The organism is Gallaecimonas xiamenensis 3-C-1, from assembly GCF_000299915.1.
GTDB lineage: Bacteria > Pseudomonadota > Gammaproteobacteria > Enterobacterales > Gallaecimonadaceae > Gallaecimonas > Gallaecimonas xiamenensis.
Genome location: NZ_AMRI01000014.1, coordinates 38592 through 54572 on the forward strand (window position 1 = coordinate 38592; position 15981 = coordinate 54572).

Below are 15981 nucleotides of genomic sequence, written 5' to 3' on the forward strand. Positions count from 1 at the left end.
GGAGAGCCCCATGACCATCTGGGTCGACGCCGACGCCTGCCCCCGCGTCATCAAGGACATTCTCTTTCGCGCCGCCGAGCGCACCCAAACCCAGGTGATACTGGTAGCTAACCAGCCCCTGGCGGTGCCCCCCGGCAAGTGGGTACGCAGCCTGACCGTACCTAAGGGGTTTGATATCGCCGACAACCATATCGCCGCCGAGGTGCAAAAAGGCGACCTGGTGATCACCGCCGACATCCCCCTGGCTGCCGAAGTCATGGAAAAAGGCGCCCAGGCCCTTAACCCTCGTGGCGAGCTGTACCGGGACGACACCATACGCCAGCGCCTTAACATGCGCGATTTCATGGACACCCTGCGCGCCAGCGGTATCCAGACCGGCGGGCCACCGCCCATCAGCCAGAGCGACCGCCAGGCCTTCGCCAATGCCCTGGACAGTTACCTGCAACAACAAAAAGGCCGGCCCTAAGGGCTTGCCCCAGCCGCAAAAGCTTGCCAAGCTGGCCAGAGACTGACCTCTGGAGTGAAGGATGCCGACAGCCGATACCCTTCTGGTCAAACAGGGACGATACGCGCTGCCGCCTTTGGCAGATTCGTCCCCGGCCAACGCCCTGTTCCATCGCTACCCCATCATCGCCATGCGCTACTGGGTGGCCCTTGGTTGGCTGATGAACCGCTACCGGGCCCAGTTCCACCCCGACAATCCCCATTGGCCCCACAACGCCATTGACCCCATCTCCCTGCATTACAACAAGCTGCTGGCGCTGAGTGAGCGCCCAGAGGCCGATCCCCAGGATGCCCTTTGCCACTTGGGGTTTAGCTTCCTGTTGGGGCCAAGCCTGGGGCTGCGCCTGGATCTGCAGGCCGAGGGAGAATCCCTGGCGCCCATGTCCATGGCCAGTTGGTTTTTCGAGGCCCTGCAGGGCTTTGCCCGCAAGTTGGACGCCCTGGTGCAGGTGGATAACCAGGTGGAGCTGCGCCAAGACTTGTCACTGAAAGCCCTGGACGAGGTGCTGCTGAGCCTGACGCCCCTGGTGGCCAGGGCCATAAAAAGCCCCCACCCCTTCCACGACTCAGATTGGCTGGCGGTACGCGACCCCGGGGTCAAACTGAGCCGCCAGCAACTGCTTGACAGGGGCTACCGCCAGCGCCTTTGCAACCAGGAAAGGGACCCGACCCAGCGCCACAAGCTGGCCTACTACCGCCTGAAATGGCAGGCCCACGGCGGCGAGCTGACCTTTTGCCGGTTAAGGCGCAAAGGGGAAACAGTGCCGGCCGAGGTCTTTAACGCCAGCCCTGTCCATTAAAAAAGCCGCCCTTGGGGCGGCTTTTTGTTGTTAGCGCAGCTGGCCTTTAAGGACCTTGGCGTACGCCTCCATCAGGCGGCGATGGCCTTGGGTGGGGGTGTCAGGGTCCAGCTTGCCAAGCTCGGGGAAGCGCTCAGTGCCAGCCACCAGGCCCTTGGCCAGGGCCAGTTTGTCGGCGCCGAAGTAATTCACCAGGCTGGGTTCGAAATCGCTCAGGTCTTTACCTTCCACTGTCAGTTCCAGCACCGCGAAGATGGCGCGGTACAGCAGGCGCTCGTCATCGGTGAGGTGGCCGGAGGCCAGCACCGAGCCCAGCTGCTCGTAGGCTTCTTCCTGCTCGGAAAGGGCCAGCAGCAGCCACAGGCGCAGCTCGCCGATACGCAGGCGCGCCCAGGGGGTGCCCTTGTCGCCGACGATGCCGGCCCATTCCAGTACCCGAAGCTGGTCGTTAACGGAGTATTGGTCCAGGGCTTCGAGGAGCTCGCGATGGTCTTCCTCGGTAGCGCCGTTCAGGTCGAACAGCACAGGGCGGAAATCCAGGGCCTGGTTGTTGTTGTGCCACACCAGCTCGTCGGCCGGGTAGATGTCGGAGAAACCCGGCACCAGGATGCGGCAGGCATAGGCGCCGAGGGCGGTATGTTCGGCGATGTAGACCTGGTGGCCTTCGTCGTGCAACAGCTCAATCAGTGCCTGGCGCTCGAAGGCGTTGTCGTGCTGGTCGTCCCAGTCGGCAAACTCAAAATCGGGCTTGTCGGACAAAAAGCCCCAACCCACGTAGCCGGAGCTGTCGATAAAGTGCAGCTCCAGGTTGTGGGGGTCGGTGACCTGCTCCATGTCGGTGGTGGGAGCCGGGAAGCCCTCCAGCTCGTCCAGGGCGCGGCCTTGCAAGAGCTCGGTCAGGGCCCGCTCCAGGGCTACGCCAAATTTGGGGTGGGCACCGAAGGAGGCGTAGATACCGCCGTCTTTGGGGTGCTGCAACACCACACACATCACCGGGTAGCGGCCGCCCAGGGAGGCGTCCAGGGCGCGGATGCCAAAGCCTTCGGCTTGCAGGGCCTTGATACCGGCGTCGATATGGGGGTAGCGGTCCAGCACGCTTTGGGGCACAAGCGGCAGGGCGATGTCTTCGACGATGATGCGGTTTTTGATGGCCCGCTCGAAAATTTCGGACAGGCCCTGCACCTGGGCCTCGGCCTGGGTGTTACCGGCGCTCATGCCGTTGGACACGAAGATGTTGCCGATCAGGTTGACCGGCACATAGACGGTCTGACCGTCACTTTGGCGCACATAAGGCAGGGCGCAGACGCCTTTGCCGGAGTCGCCGCCGTTGTGGTCGATAAGGTCGGAAAGCTCCAGGTCACCTTCCGGGTCATAGATGGCGCGGCAGTGCTCGTCTAAGAGCTCTTCGGGCCACTGTCCGTCCACGTCGTACCAACGCTCGTCACTCTGATGGACGTGGCCAAATTCGTTAAGGGCGGAGGTCAGGCGGAAATCGGCCCACAGATAGCGGGTGGACAGGCGCTCGATCAGCTCGCCGTAGGCGGAAGCCAAAGAGGCTTCGCGGGTGGCGCCTTTGCCGTTGGAGAACACCTGGGGGCAGTCCTTATCGCGGATATGCACGGACCAGATGTAAGGCGCCGGGTTCAGCCAGCGAGCTTCTTCGATGGTAAAGCCCAGCGCTTCAATGGCGCCGCCGATACGGGCGATGGAGTCTTCCAGGGCCGCGTCTTTACCGGGGATAAAGGTCTTTTCCATGGGGTTTCTCAACGGAATGCACAAAGGGCCGGATTTTAGCACGTCTTTATGTCAGTCGCCCTCCAACCAGCGATAAAGGGTGCGGCGGGTCACGCCCAGGATCTCGGCGGCTTGTGCCTTGTTGCCCGCCGTTTTTTCCAACACGTAACGCACATAATCCATCTGCACCTGCGACAGGGGCGGCAGCTCGGCATCGGCCAGGGTCCCGAACAGGCAGCCCTCCCCTCTGGCCACCTCCTCCCTGATCCTGGCCGGCAGGTGCTCCGGGCCAATCTCGTCTCCCTCGCAGAAGACGGCGGCCCTTTCCATGGCGTTTTGCAACTCCCTGACATTACCGGGAAAACCGTAACCCAGCAGCCGCTGCCAGGCGCTGTGACTGAGCTGGCGGGCCTGGGTCTTGCCGGCTGCCTGCTGGTTTGCCAGAAAATGGCGGGCCAATAGCGGGATGTCGTCGCCCCTGTCACGTAGCGGCGGCACCTTGAGGCTGAAGGTATCGAGCCGGTAAAACAGGTCCTGGCGAAAAGCGCCCTGGGCCACCTGCTGTTCCAAGTCCCTGTGGGTGGCGGCCAGGATACGCACATCCACCTGTACTTCCCTGTCCGAGCCCACAGGGCGCAGCTGCCCTTCCTGCAAGACCCGGAGCAGTTTGGCCTGCAAGGCCGGCGGCATTTCCCCGATTTCGTCCAGCAGCAGGGTGCCGCCGTCGGCTTCGCGTAACAGGCCCTGGCGGGCCTTACTGGCCCCTGTGTAAGCACCGGCGGCGTGGCCGAAAAACTCGCTTTCCAACAGTTCGCTGGGAATGCCGGCACAATTCACTGCCAAGAATGGCCCCTGGCACCTGGGGCTTTCCTGGTGGATGGCCCTGGCCACCAGTTCCTTGCCGGTACCGCTCTCCCCCAGGATAAGCACCGGGCCGTCGGCCTTGGCCACCTGGCTTATGCTCTTGAACAGCCGTTGCATGACCGGGCTTTCGCCCCGGATACCGTGGAAGTGCTGCCCCGCCACCTTGGCCTTGAGCTGGCGGTGCTCCAGCAACCGTTTGACGGTCAGCAGGCAGTGGTCCATGTCGAAAGGTTTGGTCAGAAAGTCATCGGCCCCGGCCTTGAGGGCGGCTACCGCCTGATCGACCGTGCCAAAGGCGGTGATCAACAGCATGGCCGGAGCCTGGGGCCTGGCCTTAACCCGGGGCAGAAGATCCATACCGCTCTGCCCCGGCAAACGCAGATCCGAGATCACCAGCGCCAGATCTTCGGTATCCAGCAAGGCCTGGGCCGCCTCGGCCGACTCGCTCTTAAAAACCCGGTGACCATCGGCTTCCAGCTCGTCGGCCAGCAGCTCCGCCAGATCCAAGTCGTCTTCAACGATAAGGATGCTCATTCATTCTCCTTGGGAAACCTCAGGGTGACCAACAGCCCGCCCGCCGCTGCTGGCGCCAGGGCCAACTGGGCGTCGTGGTCGTTCAAGATGTTGTGGACTATCGCCAGCCCAAGGCCGGTGCCCTGGCCTTTGGGCTTGGTGGTAAAGAAGGGCTCGAGCAGGCGCGCCGGGGTCAGGCCGGCAGGCAGGCCGGGGCCGTCGTCCCAGATCTCGATGCCAATGCTGGTACCAGCAAGCCAGGCTCTGACACCGATACGGCTGTTGGCTGCCTGGCAGGCGTTGCGCAGCAAGTTCACCAGGGCCAGCTCCAACCGGGAGCCGTCTGCCGACAACCACAGCCCATCAGGCAGTACCAGGTCTTGCTGGGGCATGGCTCCCAGTTGCTCCTGGGCAACAGACGCCAGGGCTTCTTCGACCAGGGATTTGAGATGCACCGGGCGGCGGGTGACGCCACTGCGGCTGACATCCAGCAGTTGGCGCACCATACGGGTCAGGCGCCCCACCTGGGCACGGATCGCAGCCAACTCCTTTTGGCCATCTGCAGGTACGCCCATTTTGGCCAGACGATAGGCCCGACCGTCGATAACATTGAGAGGAGCGCCCAACTCGTGGGCTATGCCGCTTACCCATTGGCCCAGGGCCGCCATACGTCGCTGGCGTTCCAACTGCTGGTTTAAGGCCGCTTCCTGGCGCTGATGGTCACGGATCGCCTGCTGGGCCTTGGCCATGTCGTCCAACATCAGGTTCAGGGCCCGGGCTATGGCCCTTAGTTCGGCGGCGCCGTCTTCCGGGGCCCTCAGCCCCTGCTGCCCTTGGCCTATGGCGGCCATGGTGCGGGTAAGGCGCTGCACTTCCCGGCCCACGGCCTGGCGGTTACCCCAAAGCACTATGGCCAGGGTCAGCCCGCCCAAGGCAACCCAGGCCAGCCAGGAGCCGATGGCCAACCTGTCGAGGCTGCTGCTGAAATCACTGGCTTTACGGGTCACCTCCACCAGGCCGGTGATCTGGCCGCCGGTGTCGGTAACGGGCACAAAGTGGGAGAACACCCGCCGCCCGGCCTGGCGCTGGTAGGCGTCTTTGTCACGGCCCGTGCTCACCAACTGCTGGGCCAGGGGATTGTCGTCATTGTCACGGCGGGCGATGCCGGCTGCGGCAATACGCTGGCCTTCCCTGTCGTAGACGGCGGCGCCATAAATCTGCCCCAGGCTGAAAACCGCATCCAGGGTATGGCGCACCGTTTCCAGATCCCCCTGGTTGATGGCTTCACCTATAGGCGCGCGGATGGCGCGGGCCACCAGTTTAAGGTCGTCTTTTAACCTACGGGTCTGCTGCTCGCCCAGGTAGTGGGTACCCAGGCTGATGGATAACCCCGAAAGCAACCAGAGTGGCAGGAACACCAACAACAACATCCGCCACGTCAGGTTGAGGCTGTATCTTTTTGTCACTTCGCCTCCCAAATACTGTGTCATAAGGACACAGCAAAAGGCGCGACAACCCCAGCACTACCGGTGGCAAGTTTAGGTTCTTGTCATTAAAAACAGTAAGTTATTGAATTTTTCAACGGACTGGCACGGTTCTGGCTCTGGTATTGGTCCCAAAGAGCCAAAGGAGATGTCCTTATGCGTAACCTGATGCTGTCTTCCCTTTTGACCGTTTCCCTGGCAGGCCTGCCCATGGCCAGCCTGATGGCGGCGCCGGCCCCCCAGGGGCAGCAAGCCCAAGCCCTGAGCGACAGCCAGTTGGAGCAGTTTCACGATGCCCAGAAGGCCATCAGCGGTATCCGTGACAGCGCCATGGAGAAGCTGAATGCCAGTGAAAATCCGGACGAAGCCCAACAGATCCAGCAACAGGCCAACGAGCAGATGATTGCTGCCGTCAAAGATGCTGGCCTGACTGTGGAGGACTACAACCAGATAGCCAGGGCTGTGCAGACCGATCCCACCTTGCGTGCCCGCCTCGGCGACATGGACTGATTCAAAGATAAATCAAGGCGCAGCCAAGCTGCGCCTTTTTCAGATCAGTTCCATGTCCAGCCACACCGGCCTGTGATCGGAACTGTGCGGCCCCTCCACCAAGGCCCTCTGTGCCTGGTGTTGTCCCGGCCAAAACACCCCGCCGCCTTTGACCCTGATCCCCCGGCGCGACGGCAGCACATAATCAGCCCTTAGACCCCAATCGGCAGTGATTGCCGGCCTGCCCCGCTCGGTGCCCCCCGGGCTTACCGGTAACAATCCGCTGTTGATCCCCTCGTGCTTGAGCAACTGCGTTATGGCGCCAACCGCCCCCTCACCTCGCTCCGGGTCGGCGTTAAGATCCCCAAGAAGCACAAAAGGTGACAGGCCCCTAAAGCCGCCCCGAATACCGGCGTCATCCTGGATATAGTCACCCCGGCCGGTCGCCAGGTAGTCGGCCCAAAAGCGCAGCTCATCATGATTGCGATGCTGGTTGCGCCGCTCCGGCCCGTCAAACACCGGCGGTGTGGGGTGGCAGGCCAGCACGTGGAGCCGCTGCCGTCCTACCTGCAAGGGGATATCCCAGTGGGATTTTGACGAGAGCCGCAGCTCGGCCCAAACCTCTGGTGGGTAATAAGGATGGCCGTCCAGTTGCGGCTGGCGGGCACCAGGCATTTGCGCCCAGCAAAAGTGCTGGAAGGTACGCACCTGTTCGGTCAGCACAGGAAAGCGCGACAGCAACACCATGCCGTACTGGCCCTGATAATGGCCAAAGCCATGAACTTCGGATGGGTCGGCCGATAAGGGTACTCCGGTGTTAACCGGCGCCAGGTAGTAGTAGGGGTAAGCATCTTTACCGAGATAGTTGTCGATAAAGCGGCGAATGCCCCGTTGCGGGTCGGCAATGTAATCAAACTCGTTAAGCAGCAGTATGTCTGCATCCAACGCTTGAATGGTGTTAGCCACTTGATACAGCCGAGGGTGGCCAGGCCAATCCAACGCCTTAATAAGGGTTTGCGGATCAAGAGCTTGATCACTTTTTTTGCAAAAAGCGCATGCCTCTAAAGCGGCATTAAAGGTTGCTATCCGTAACATCAAACCTCGACATTCGCCGAAGATGCTTGCAAGAAAACCGAAGCAAAGCAGATTTTCGGCACATTTAGCCACAAAGAGAACGTTTTCTCCGGCACTTTCGCGACTCATTTAAAGCCGTTCATGCAGATGACAGCACAGTTTCTCTTTTGTTACAGTTGGCGCCCGACGCTGTAAGGGTACATAAAACTGTCAAAAACCTTGTGTAAAACAGTGGCCGTTGCAGCGTCTGAATGCAGCAGAACAACAACAAAGCAAACGTGTTCTAACCTTCATTTTCACAGGAAACTGACATGATCAAGGGACTCGTAAAAAGTCGCCTGGCATTGGCCCTCACCCTTGCCTTGGGCGCGTCGTCCGTTGCTTTCGCGGATGACACCACCTCCTCCATGCGCGGTACCATCACTGGCCCCTCCGGCCAACCCGCCGCCAACACCAAAATCACCCTGATGCACCAACCCACTGGTACTGTTACAGAAGTAACGACCAATGAAAATGGTAGCTTTAGCGCAACTGGTCTGCGCGTGGGTGGCCCTTACTTGGTAGTGATCGACTCCGACACCTTCCAGGACACCACTAAAGAAGACATCTTCCTGCAGCTGGGCCAGACTTTCCGTCTGAACGAGCAGCTTAAGACCGCCGGTGACGACACCGAAACCCTGACCGTATACGGCGCGGCTATTGCTTCCAACAAAGGCAGCTCCAGCCTCTTCGGTGCCGAAGACATCCAGGACACCCCGACATTCAACCGTGACCTCAAAGAAGTGGCACGGATGAACCCCTACGCCAACCTGCTGCCCGGCTCTGACGCACCGATGAGCTTTGCCGGCTCCAACCCGCGTTACAACAGCATCACCATCGACGGTGTTGGTGTTAACGACGACTTTGGTCTGAACAGCAACGGCTACCCGACTCAGCGCTCCCCTATCTCTATCGATGCCATCGATCAGGTTGCTGTTGAAGTCGCTCCTTTCGACGCTTCCGAAGGTGGTTACACTGGCGGCCGTATCAATGCGGTAACCAAGTCCGGTACCAACGAATTCCATGGTTCACTTGCTTACGAAAAGATGAGTGACTCCTGGGCCGGCACCCCCAAGGACCCCAACAGCGGCGAAGATATCCCGCTGGATTTCAAGCGCGACACCTATAGCCTGACCCTGGGTGGCCCGCTGATCAAAGACAAGCTGTTCTTCTTCACTTCCTATGAGAAGTCCAAAGAACCTGTCCAGGTTGAATGGGGCCCTGCCACATCCGGTGCTGCCAACGAAAGCAACGTCACCGAGGAAGACTACCAGCGCATCAAGCAGATCGCTCAGGATGTTTACGGTGTAGACATCGGCACCTGGAACTCTGCTCCTGACACCGAGAACGAAAACCTGCTGGTGAAGCTGGACTGGAACATCAACAGCGACCACCGTATGGCGCTGACCTACAACCGTACCGAAGGTAACGTTGTACGTAACCAGTCCAATGGTCCTTACACCCTGCAGCTGGATACCAACTGGTACGATTACCAACAGAACATGGACCTGTATACCCTGCAGCTCTATTCTGATTGGAGCTCTGATTTCTCCAGCGAACTGTACCTGAACTACAAGAAAGTTGATTCCGTCTCCGGTCTGAAAACCAAAGCCTTTGGTGACATCGACGTTGACATCGACAGCAGCGCGACCTTGAACTTTGGTCCTGACTACAACCGTCATGCCAACGAGCTGAACAACAAGACCTGGAAACTGGGCGCTAAGTTCAACTACCTGGTCGGCGATCATCAGCTGAAGTTCGGTGGTGAGTACGAGAAGCTGGATGTTTTCAACATCTTCGTCCGTAACTCCCTCGGTAGCTGGTCCTTCGACTCCATCGAAGATTTCCAGAACCGCAAAGCCAGTTCTTTCTACTACGAGAACGCTTACACCAACAACGCCACTGACGCTGCCGCTGATTTCAGCCTGGGCACGGCTAATGCCTATATCCAGGACAACTGGTACATCAACGACGCTTTCGAGCTGGGCCTGGGCCTGCGTTATGAGCGTTACATGGTCAGCGACAAGCCGACCTTCAACCAAAACTTCTATGACCGCTACGGTTTCTCCAACCAGGAGAACCTGGACGGCCTGGATATCTGGCTGCCCCGCGTTGACCTGACTTGGTTTGCCAACGACGATGTGACTGTCCACGGTGGTTTCGGCCGCTTCTCCGGTGGTCGCCCCAACGTTTGGATTTCCAACTCCTTCTCCAACGATGGCTACACCCTGGTTCAGTTTGACCGTGGCAACCTGACTCCCGACCAGTACCTGGACAACGTGGATATCACCAAGGTTCCAGATGCTGTTAAGGCTGAAATGTATGCTGGTGACGGCTCTACCAACGTTATCGACCCGAACTTCAAGCTCCCGTCTGACTGGATCGCTCGTCTTGGTGTCGACTACCGCTTCGATATCCCTTCAGTAGGCAACGATTTCTACTGGACTACCGAAGTGATGCGTAAGTGGATGACCGACAACACCCAGTGGAAAGACATTTCCCGCTGTGTGTCCGGCCAAACCTCTGCCGGCGTCAACATCTACGCTCCTTGTAACTCTGACGCACCTAATGGTCACTACGACCTGATGCTGACTAACGAGAGCAAGGACGGTAAGGCCTGGATCTTCACCACCACCCTGCAGAAAGAGTGGGACAGCGGTGTCAGCCTTTACGCTGCCTACACTCACCAGGACATCGATGAAGGTAACCCCGGTACTTCTTCCACTGCGACCTCTAACTACCAGTACAACATCGTTAAGGATCGCAACGTAGAAGAGATCGGCACTGCCGACTACGAGATTGAGCACAGCTTCAAACTGAGCCTTGGCTACCGCCATGAGTTCATTGACGGCTATGCCTCTAAGTTCAACCTCTTCTTCCAGCGTCGTTCCGGTACCCACTACAGCTATGTATGGCGTCAGAACCGTCGTGGTGATTACGGTGACCAGTCTACCTTTAACAACGGTAGCGCTTACCTGCCCTACATCCCCACTGGCGCCAACGATCCGAACATCAGCCCTGAGAGCTCCATGACCTACGACCAAATCATGGACGTGGTCAACCAGGCTGGCCTGGCGGGTTATGCCGGTGGTTTTGCACCTAAAGGTGTGGGCACTGGTCCTTGGGTTAGCACCCTGGACTTCCAGTTCCAGCAGGAAATCCCCGGCTTTGTTGAAGGTCATAAAGGTATCTTCTACTTCACCATCAACAACCTGGCCAACCTGCTGAACGACGATTGGGGTCAAGTGAAGCGTCAGAACTACACCAACAAGAGCTTGTTCAACTTCGAAGGCTTGGATGCCGAAGGTCGTTACAAGTACGGTGCTCTGACCAGCCTCGACACCAAGAACTGGGATACCTTCGAAGCCGAAGAGTCTACCTGGCGCATGAAAGTGGGCGTGAAGTACACCTTCTAATCCCGCTCCCTGCGAGCCAAAAGCCAGCCCCTTGGGCTGGCTTTTTTATTGTCTTGCAAAGACAAATAAAAAAGCGGCCCAAAGGCCGCCTTCTTCGTTACTGTCTACTTACTTGAGGGCCGGCAGCAAAGGGGTTATCTCGCCGTCGATGGGAGCCAGCAGGGGGATACCCAACACCTTGGCCACCATGGGGTAGACGTCGATGTTGTCGAAAGGCGCCAATGTCACTCCCTTCTTGAAGGCCGGGCCTTCAGCGACAAACAGGGCACCCATGTCCTTGGTATAGCTGTAGCCGTGGTTGCCGCCGCCGTGACGGTCTTTCAGATCCTTGTCGGTAAAGAAGCGAGGGGCGGCCAGCTCCAGGATGATGTCGGCGATACGGGGGCTGTCAACGTAATGGCGCTCGGCCAGTTCGGCGTCACTGCGGACCACAAAGCGTGGGTCTTGTTGCAGCTTGGCCTTCTGACGGGCTATGGCCACGGCGTCCACCCCGGGTTTGGCGTAGAGCATCAGGCGGGTGCTGGCATTGACCACTTTGAAGTCGCCACTAATGGGCAGTTGGCGGTAGTCAACGGCGGCCTTGGGATCAACGGCGGTCATGCCATGGTCGGAAACAATCACCAGATTGACCGGTTGGGCCACTTCCTTTTGAATGCGCTCGCGCAGCTCACCGATAAGGCCGTCGACCAGCTGCACAGCTTCATGGGTCTGGGGAGCGTCGGGGCCGAAACGATGGCCCATGGTGTCCACCAGGGAGAAGTAGCCGGCCACAAATTGGGGACGCTTGTTGGCAGGCAGTTTCAGCCAGTCGATGATCTGGCTGACCCTGTCGTGGTAATCGGACTGCTGGGAGAAATGGTAGAAATAGCTGGGGGTCATGCCGCCGTACTGGGCGTCTGATTCAGGCCAGAAATAGGTGGCAGCCTTGAGGCCGTTGAGCTCAGCCAGATTCCAAAGGGGCATGCCCTTAAGCCAGGTGCTGTCCTTACCGCCATCCCCAAGGGCATAACACTGTTGGCGGCCTTTGTCGCAGAAGTGGTTGTCCACTATGCCGTGGTGGCTGGGGTAGAGGCCGGTGATAAGGCTCAGGTGATTGGGGAAGGTCTTGGTGGGATAAGCCGGGCGCATCTGCTCTGCCCTGACTCCCTGTTGGGCCATGGCGGCCAGATTGCTGGCCCCATGCTTCTCGATGTAGTCCCAACGGAATCCGTCCAGGGAGATCATCACTACACTTTGCTGCGTTGCCGGTGGCAGGTTGGCCTGGGTGCTCTGACAGCCTCCCAACAGGCCGGCCATAACCAGACTAAGCCAGGTTTTTTTCATCGTTCCATTTCCTGTGTCCAAAAAGCCATTTTTATCCATTTCTTATGTCATTAATTGCATCAGTCGATAAAAGACTGGCCTAGCGCTATCAACGGTTTACCCACCGCTTTGCCATCGCTTTGGGCTCAGCCCCATCAACTGCCTGAAGGCCTGACAGAAGGCACTGACGCTGTCGTAGCCCACTGCCAGGGCGACATCGCCGACTCGTACCCCCTCGGCCAGCAGCACCAGGCTCTGGTGCACCCTGGCCAGCTGCAACCATTGGCCATAGCTCATACCGGTTTCCAATTTGAAGTGGCGCGAAAAGCTGCGCCTGGACAGGGCCACCTGGGCAGCCGCCCGCTCCAAAGGAGGAGCTTTGGCAGGGTCATGGGCCAGGGTTTCACAGAGTCGCTTGAGGCGGGGGGCGCCAGCCAGAGGCAACCCTACGGACAGTGCCTTGGCCAGGCGCACCTCATCAGCCAGGGCAGCCAGGCGGCGAGCCTGCACAGCCCCCGCTGCCGGCTGCAGCAAGGCCTTGAGCAGGGCGCGGCCAAGCTCGGAGCCGTCGAACACCGTCGGGTAGCTCAACCAATCATGACGGACATAGAGGCTGATGCCAGAAGCCGGTCTCAGTACCCTGCCCCTATGGGGCTCGCGCCCGGGAAACCACCCCATGCGTCCGGCCGGTACCAGCCAGCGTCCTCTGCTGGTTTCCATACTCATGCAGCCCTGAGTCACCCAGACCAGCTGCGACTCTTGGTGGGCATGCCAACCAACCTCTTCCTGCTCTGCAAAGAGCTGAAGGCCGGCTGGTTGTTCCAGAGCCTGTTCAGGATCGCTGCTGGCAAAGCTGAGCGCCATGGCTTTTTGGCCAATTTGAAACATTTATTGGCAACCTGTCGATAATGGGCAAACCGCTTTCCAGGCTATCTTAGCGGTTCAAAGGAGGAAAGTGATGAAAGCAAGTGAGCTATTGGCCGACGATCAAGACAGCCTGGCACTGAACGACCGGCTCAGTATCCGAAAAGGCAGCGTCGGGGCCTTTTTACACAATGCGAGGCTCTTGATGGACAAGAACACCGGCGCTGAACAGCGCCAACAGCTGGAAATGGACACCCGCGAGCTGCTACCGGCGCTGGATGCCCTGGGGCTATTTGAAATCCTCGGGATCCGGGAAGAGGCCTTGGCCCTTTGTATCGAGCGCCTGCGTCAAGACACAAAAAAGCCCGCTTAAGCGGGCTTTTTCTTAGAGGATGCGGTTTTCCTGCCAGACGGCCTCTTTGGCCTTACGCTTGGCTTCTTCCTTGGCCATGCGCGCCTTGCGTTTGTCGCAGGGGTCAGGGCAGTCACAGGCTTTTTCCATGCCAAGCCCCGAGATCCCGCCGCAGGATCCGGAAATGCTCTTCTTCTGGAAGATATAGCCCACTGCCATGGCAGCCACCACCAGCAGGAACAGGCCGAAGGTGTACACAAAAACCATCATCAGTCTCTCGCAACCAGATAGGGTTTGAAGGCGTCAGTGTAACGCTCTTCGAAGCCGGAGTCAGTCTTAACGATCATAAAGACGGCAAGTCCCTGATCCTTGGCCAGCGCCAGCCCCTGCTCAGGCCCCAGCACGCTGATGGCGGTGGACATGCCGTCCGCTTCCATACAGCTGGGCGCCAGCACCGTAACCGACACCAGGCGGTTTTGGATAGGCTTGCCGGTACGGGCGTCGATAAGGTGGGAGTAACGGACGCCGTTCTCTTCAAAGTAGTTACGGTAGTCACCGCTGGTGGCCACCGCCATATTGCCGGGGGTAACCACTTCTTGGATGGCTTGCTCGCCGTCACTGGGCTTTTCGATGGCGATACGCCAGGGCTGCTGCTGGGGCTTGCTGCCATGGCTACGGAGCTCACCACCGATTTCCACCACATAGTCCTCAATCCCCAGAGATTCGAGGTATTCGGCCACCACATCCACTCCATAGCCCTTGGCGATGGATGACAGGTTGAGGTTGATATCGCCCCTGTCTTTGACCAACTCGTTGCCGGACAGGTGCAGTTTGTCCTGCCCCACTTCCGACAGCCGCTGGGCCAGTTCCTGGTCGCTGGGCACCTGGTCGGGGCGCTTCTCGGGGCCAAAGCTCCAGAGATTGACCACGGGCCCAAGGGTGATGTCATAAGCGCCGCCGGAGAGCCGCCCGATACGCAGCGCCTCACCAACCACCTTGGCAAAGCCGGGGCTTATCTTGAAGGGGACGGTGCTGGTCGAGGCGTTGAAAAGGGAGATCTCGGAGTCGCCCTGATAGTGGGACATCTGGTTGTTCACTTCCACCAGGCGGGCATCTATCTCGGCCTGGATATCGGCCGGCAGGGCCAGGGTGCCGTCGTGGAAGAAGCTCACATGATAGCCGGTTCCCATGGTGCGGCCGGCCAGTTTGACCTCGGCCGGAGGCTGGGAACAGGCCCCTAATAAAAAGGCTAGCCCGAGGGCCAGCCATTTGATTACTGCGTTGGATCGCATGGGTGATTAACCACCAAAGTCGTCAAGCAGGATGTTTTCGTCTTCGACGCCCAAGTCTTTGAGCATCTTGATGACGGAGGCGTTCATGATCGGCGGACCACACATGTAGTACTCGCAATCTTCCGGCGCATCGTGGTTCTTGAGATGGTTCTCGTAAACCACGTTGTGGATGAAGCCGGTGTAGCCGTCCCAGTTGTCCTCGGGCTGAGGATCGGACAGGGCCACGTGCCACTTGAAGTTCTCGTTCTCCGCCTGGAGCATGTCGAAGTCTTCCACGTAGAACATTTCACGCTTGGAACGGGCACCGTACCAGAAGGTGATCTTACGCTTGGACTTGAGACGACGCAGCTGGTCGAAGATGTGGCTACGCATAGGGGCCATACCGGCACCACCACCGATGAAGACCATCTCGGCGTCGGTGTCCTTGGCGAAGAATTCACCGAAGGGACCGGAGATGGTGACCTTGTCGCCGGCCTTGAGGGACCAGATGTAGGAAGACATCTTGCCGCAGGGCAGGCTCAGGTTGTTCGGCGGCGGCGTAGCGATACGCACGTTCAGCATGATGATGCCGGCTTCGTCCGGGTAGTTGGCCATGGAGTAGGCGCGGATCGTGGTGTCGTCAACCTTGGATTCGAGGTTGAAGAAGCCAAAACGCTCCCAATCCGGGCGGAATTTCTCCGGTACGTCGAACTCTTTATATTTGACGTGGTGCGGCGGCGCCTCGATCTGGATGTAACCACCGGCACGGAAAGGCACAGCCTCACCGGCAGGGATACCCAGCTTGAGTTCCTTGATGAAGGTAGCCTTGTTGTCGTTGGAGATAACAGTGCATTCCCACTGCTTCACGCCAAAGATCTCTTCAGGCACTTCGATGTTCATGTCTTGCTTCACAGCAACCTGACAGGACAGGCGGCAGCCTTCGTTGGCTTCACGCTTGTTGATGTGAGATTGCTCGGTCGGCAGTATGTCGCCGCCGCCTTCGTGGACTTTTACGCGGCACTGGCCGCAAGTACCACCGCCGCCACAGGCGGAGGACACGAAGATACCGCTGGAGGCCAGGGCGCCCAGCAGTTTGCCACCGGCAGGCACTTTGATGGCCTTGTCCGGATCGTTATTGATGGTGATGGTCACGTCACCGCTGGAGACCAGCTTGGCACGGGCAGCCAGGATAATGGCTACCAGTACCATGACGATCACGGTGAACATACCTACGCCGAGAATGATTTCCATCGACTTATCCTTTGCGTTTTGGGC

General features: G+C 59.1%; 14 protein-coding genes. 5 read left to right on the top strand and 9 right to left on the bottom strand.

The genetic code is table 11. The features are described from left to right. Positions 1-10 precede the first annotated feature (10 nt). Both B3C1_RS10980 and B3C1_RS10985 read left to right on the top strand, forming a co-directional pair. Positions 11-466, top strand: coding sequence for a YaiI/YqxD family protein (locus tag B3C1_RS10980; RefSeq protein WP_008484853.1), 456 nt, complete (start codon positions 11-13; stop codon positions 464-466). A gap of 61 nt (positions 467-527) precedes the next feature. Further along, positions 528-1304, top strand: coding sequence for a hypothetical protein (locus tag B3C1_RS10985; RefSeq protein ID WP_008484854.1), 777 nt, complete (start codon positions 528-530; stop codon positions 1302-1304). 30 nt (positions 1305-1334) lie between these two features. Here B3C1_RS10985 and ycaO read toward each other — a convergent pair whose 3' ends face one another. Genes ycaO through B3C1_RS11000 form a run of 3 tightly spaced genes read right to left on the bottom strand, consistent with a single transcriptional unit; the run spans position 1335 to position 5881 of the window. Next, a complete protein-coding gene (gene ycaO, locus B3C1_RS10990) occupies positions 1335-3059 on the bottom strand; it encodes a 30S ribosomal protein S12 methylthiotransferase accessory factor YcaO (RefSeq protein ID WP_008484855.1) in 1725 nt (574 codons plus the stop codon). Between the two features lie 51 nt (positions 3060-3110). Next, positions 3111-4436 carry a sigma-54-dependent transcriptional regulator gene (locus B3C1_RS10995; protein WP_008484856.1) on the bottom strand — a complete coding sequence of 442 codons (1326 nt, stop codon included), beginning with the start codon at positions 4434-4436 and terminating at the stop codon, positions 3111-3113. Continuing rightward, a complete protein-coding gene (locus B3C1_RS11000) occupies positions 4433-5881 on the bottom strand; it encodes a sensor histidine kinase (protein ID WP_192813370.1) in 1449 nt (482 codons plus the stop codon). Before B3C1_RS11000 ends, B3C1_RS10995 begins: the two co-directional genes overlap by 4 nt. A gap of 174 nt (positions 5882-6055) precedes the next feature. Here B3C1_RS11000 and B3C1_RS11005 point away from each other — a divergent pair, with 174 nt between their 5' ends. Continuing rightward, positions 6056-6409 (top strand): DUF4168 domain-containing protein, encoded by a 354-nt coding sequence (locus tag B3C1_RS11005; RefSeq protein WP_008484858.1) that lies wholly within the window; start codon positions 6056-6058, stop codon positions 6407-6409. Between the two features lie 39 nt (positions 6410-6448). Here the strand turns inward: B3C1_RS11005 and B3C1_RS11010 are convergent, their stop codons facing one another. Beyond that, positions 6449-7354 carry an endonuclease/exonuclease/phosphatase family protein gene (locus B3C1_RS11010; protein WP_051012914.1) on the bottom strand — a complete coding sequence of 302 codons (906 nt, stop codon included), beginning with the start codon at positions 7352-7354 and terminating at the stop codon, positions 6449-6451. A 419-nt stretch (positions 7355-7773) separates the two neighbouring features. On the opposite strand from B3C1_RS11010, the gene B3C1_RS11015 reads away from it, so the two are divergent. Beyond that, on the top strand, positions 7774-10917 hold the full coding sequence (locus tag B3C1_RS11015) for a TonB-dependent receptor (RefSeq protein WP_008484861.1): 3144 nt from the start codon (positions 7774-7776) through the stop codon (positions 10915-10917). 108 nt (positions 10918-11025) lie between these two features. Here the strand turns inward: B3C1_RS11015 and B3C1_RS11020 are convergent, their stop codons facing one another. After that, complete coding sequence (locus tag B3C1_RS11020) at positions 11026-12240, bottom strand: alkaline phosphatase family protein (RefSeq protein ID WP_008484862.1); 1215 nt, start codon at positions 12238-12240, stop codon at positions 11026-11028. A 96-nt stretch (positions 12241-12336) separates the two neighbouring features. Further along, positions 12337-13107 carry a helix-turn-helix domain-containing protein gene (locus B3C1_RS11025; protein WP_008484863.1) on the bottom strand — a complete coding sequence of 257 codons (771 nt, stop codon included), beginning with the start codon at positions 13105-13107 and terminating at the stop codon, positions 12337-12339. Between the two features lie 70 nt (positions 13108-13177). Between B3C1_RS11025 and B3C1_RS11030 the strand changes: the two genes are divergently transcribed. Next, entirely contained in the window at positions 13178-13456 is a 279-nt protein-coding gene (locus B3C1_RS11030; protein WP_008484864.1) for a hypothetical protein, read from the top strand. A gap of 12 nt (positions 13457-13468) precedes the next feature. Here B3C1_RS11030 and nqrM read toward each other — a convergent pair whose 3' ends face one another. From nqrM to nqrF, 3 genes are read right to left on the bottom strand one after another with little or no spacing between them, the layout of a single operon-like run. Beyond that, positions 13469-13705 (bottom strand): (Na+)-NQR maturation NqrM, encoded by a 237-nt coding sequence (nqrM, locus tag B3C1_RS11035; protein WP_008484865.1) that lies wholly within the window; start codon positions 13703-13705, stop codon positions 13469-13471. Beyond that, positions 13705-14727, bottom strand: coding sequence for an FAD:protein FMN transferase (locus B3C1_RS11040; protein WP_008484866.1), 1023 nt, complete (start codon positions 14725-14727; stop codon positions 13705-13707). Before B3C1_RS11040 ends, nqrM begins: the two co-directional genes overlap by 1 nt. A 6-nt stretch (positions 14728-14733) precedes the next feature. Beyond that, positions 14734-15957: an NADH:ubiquinone reductase (Na(+)-transporting) subunit F gene (nqrF, locus tag B3C1_RS11045; RefSeq protein ID WP_008484867.1), complete on the bottom strand. Its 1224-nt coding sequence runs from the start codon at positions 15955-15957 to the stop codon at positions 14734-14736. Positions 15958-15981 lie beyond the last annotated feature (24 nt).

Coding starts and splice junctions, on each gene's coding strand:
- B3C1_RS11025 (WP_008484863.1), bottom strand. CDS start 13,107: ATGTTTCAAATTGGCCAAAAAGCCATGGCGCTCAGCTTTGCCAGCAGC.
- B3C1_RS11015 (WP_008484861.1), top strand. CDS start 7,774: ATGATCAAGGGACTCGTAAAAAGTCGCCTGGCATTGGCCCTCACCCTT.
- B3C1_RS10980 (WP_008484853.1), top strand. CDS start 11: ATGACCATCTGGGTCGACGCCGACGCCTGCCCCCGCGTCATCAAGGAC.
- B3C1_RS10985 (WP_008484854.1), top strand. CDS start 528: ATGCCGACAGCCGATACCCTTCTGGTCAAACAGGGACGATACGCGCTG.
- B3C1_RS10995 (WP_008484856.1), bottom strand. CDS start 4,436: ATGAGCATCCTTATCGTTGAAGACGACTTGGATCTGGCGGAGCTGCTG.
- B3C1_RS11005 (WP_008484858.1), top strand. CDS start 6,056: ATGCGTAACCTGATGCTGTCTTCCCTTTTGACCGTTTCCCTGGCAGGC.
- B3C1_RS11030 (WP_008484864.1), top strand. CDS start 13,178: ATGAAAGCAAGTGAGCTATTGGCCGACGATCAAGACAGCCTGGCACTG.
- B3C1_RS11020 (WP_008484862.1), bottom strand. CDS start 12,240: ATGAAAAAAACCTGGCTTAGTCTGGTTATGGCCGGCCTGTTGGGAGGC.
- B3C1_RS11040 (WP_008484866.1), bottom strand. CDS start 14,727: ATGCGATCCAACGCAGTAATCAAATGGCTGGCCCTCGGGCTAGCCTTT.
- ycaO (WP_008484855.1), bottom strand. CDS start 3,059: ATGGAAAAGACCTTTATCCCCGGTAAAGACGCGGCCCTGGAAGACTCC.
- nqrM (WP_008484865.1), bottom strand. CDS start 13,705: ATGATGGTTTTTGTGTACACCTTCGGCCTGTTCCTGCTGGTGGTGGCT.
- nqrF (WP_008484867.1), bottom strand. CDS start 15,957: ATGGAAATCATTCTCGGCGTAGGTATGTTCACCGTGATCGTCATGGTA.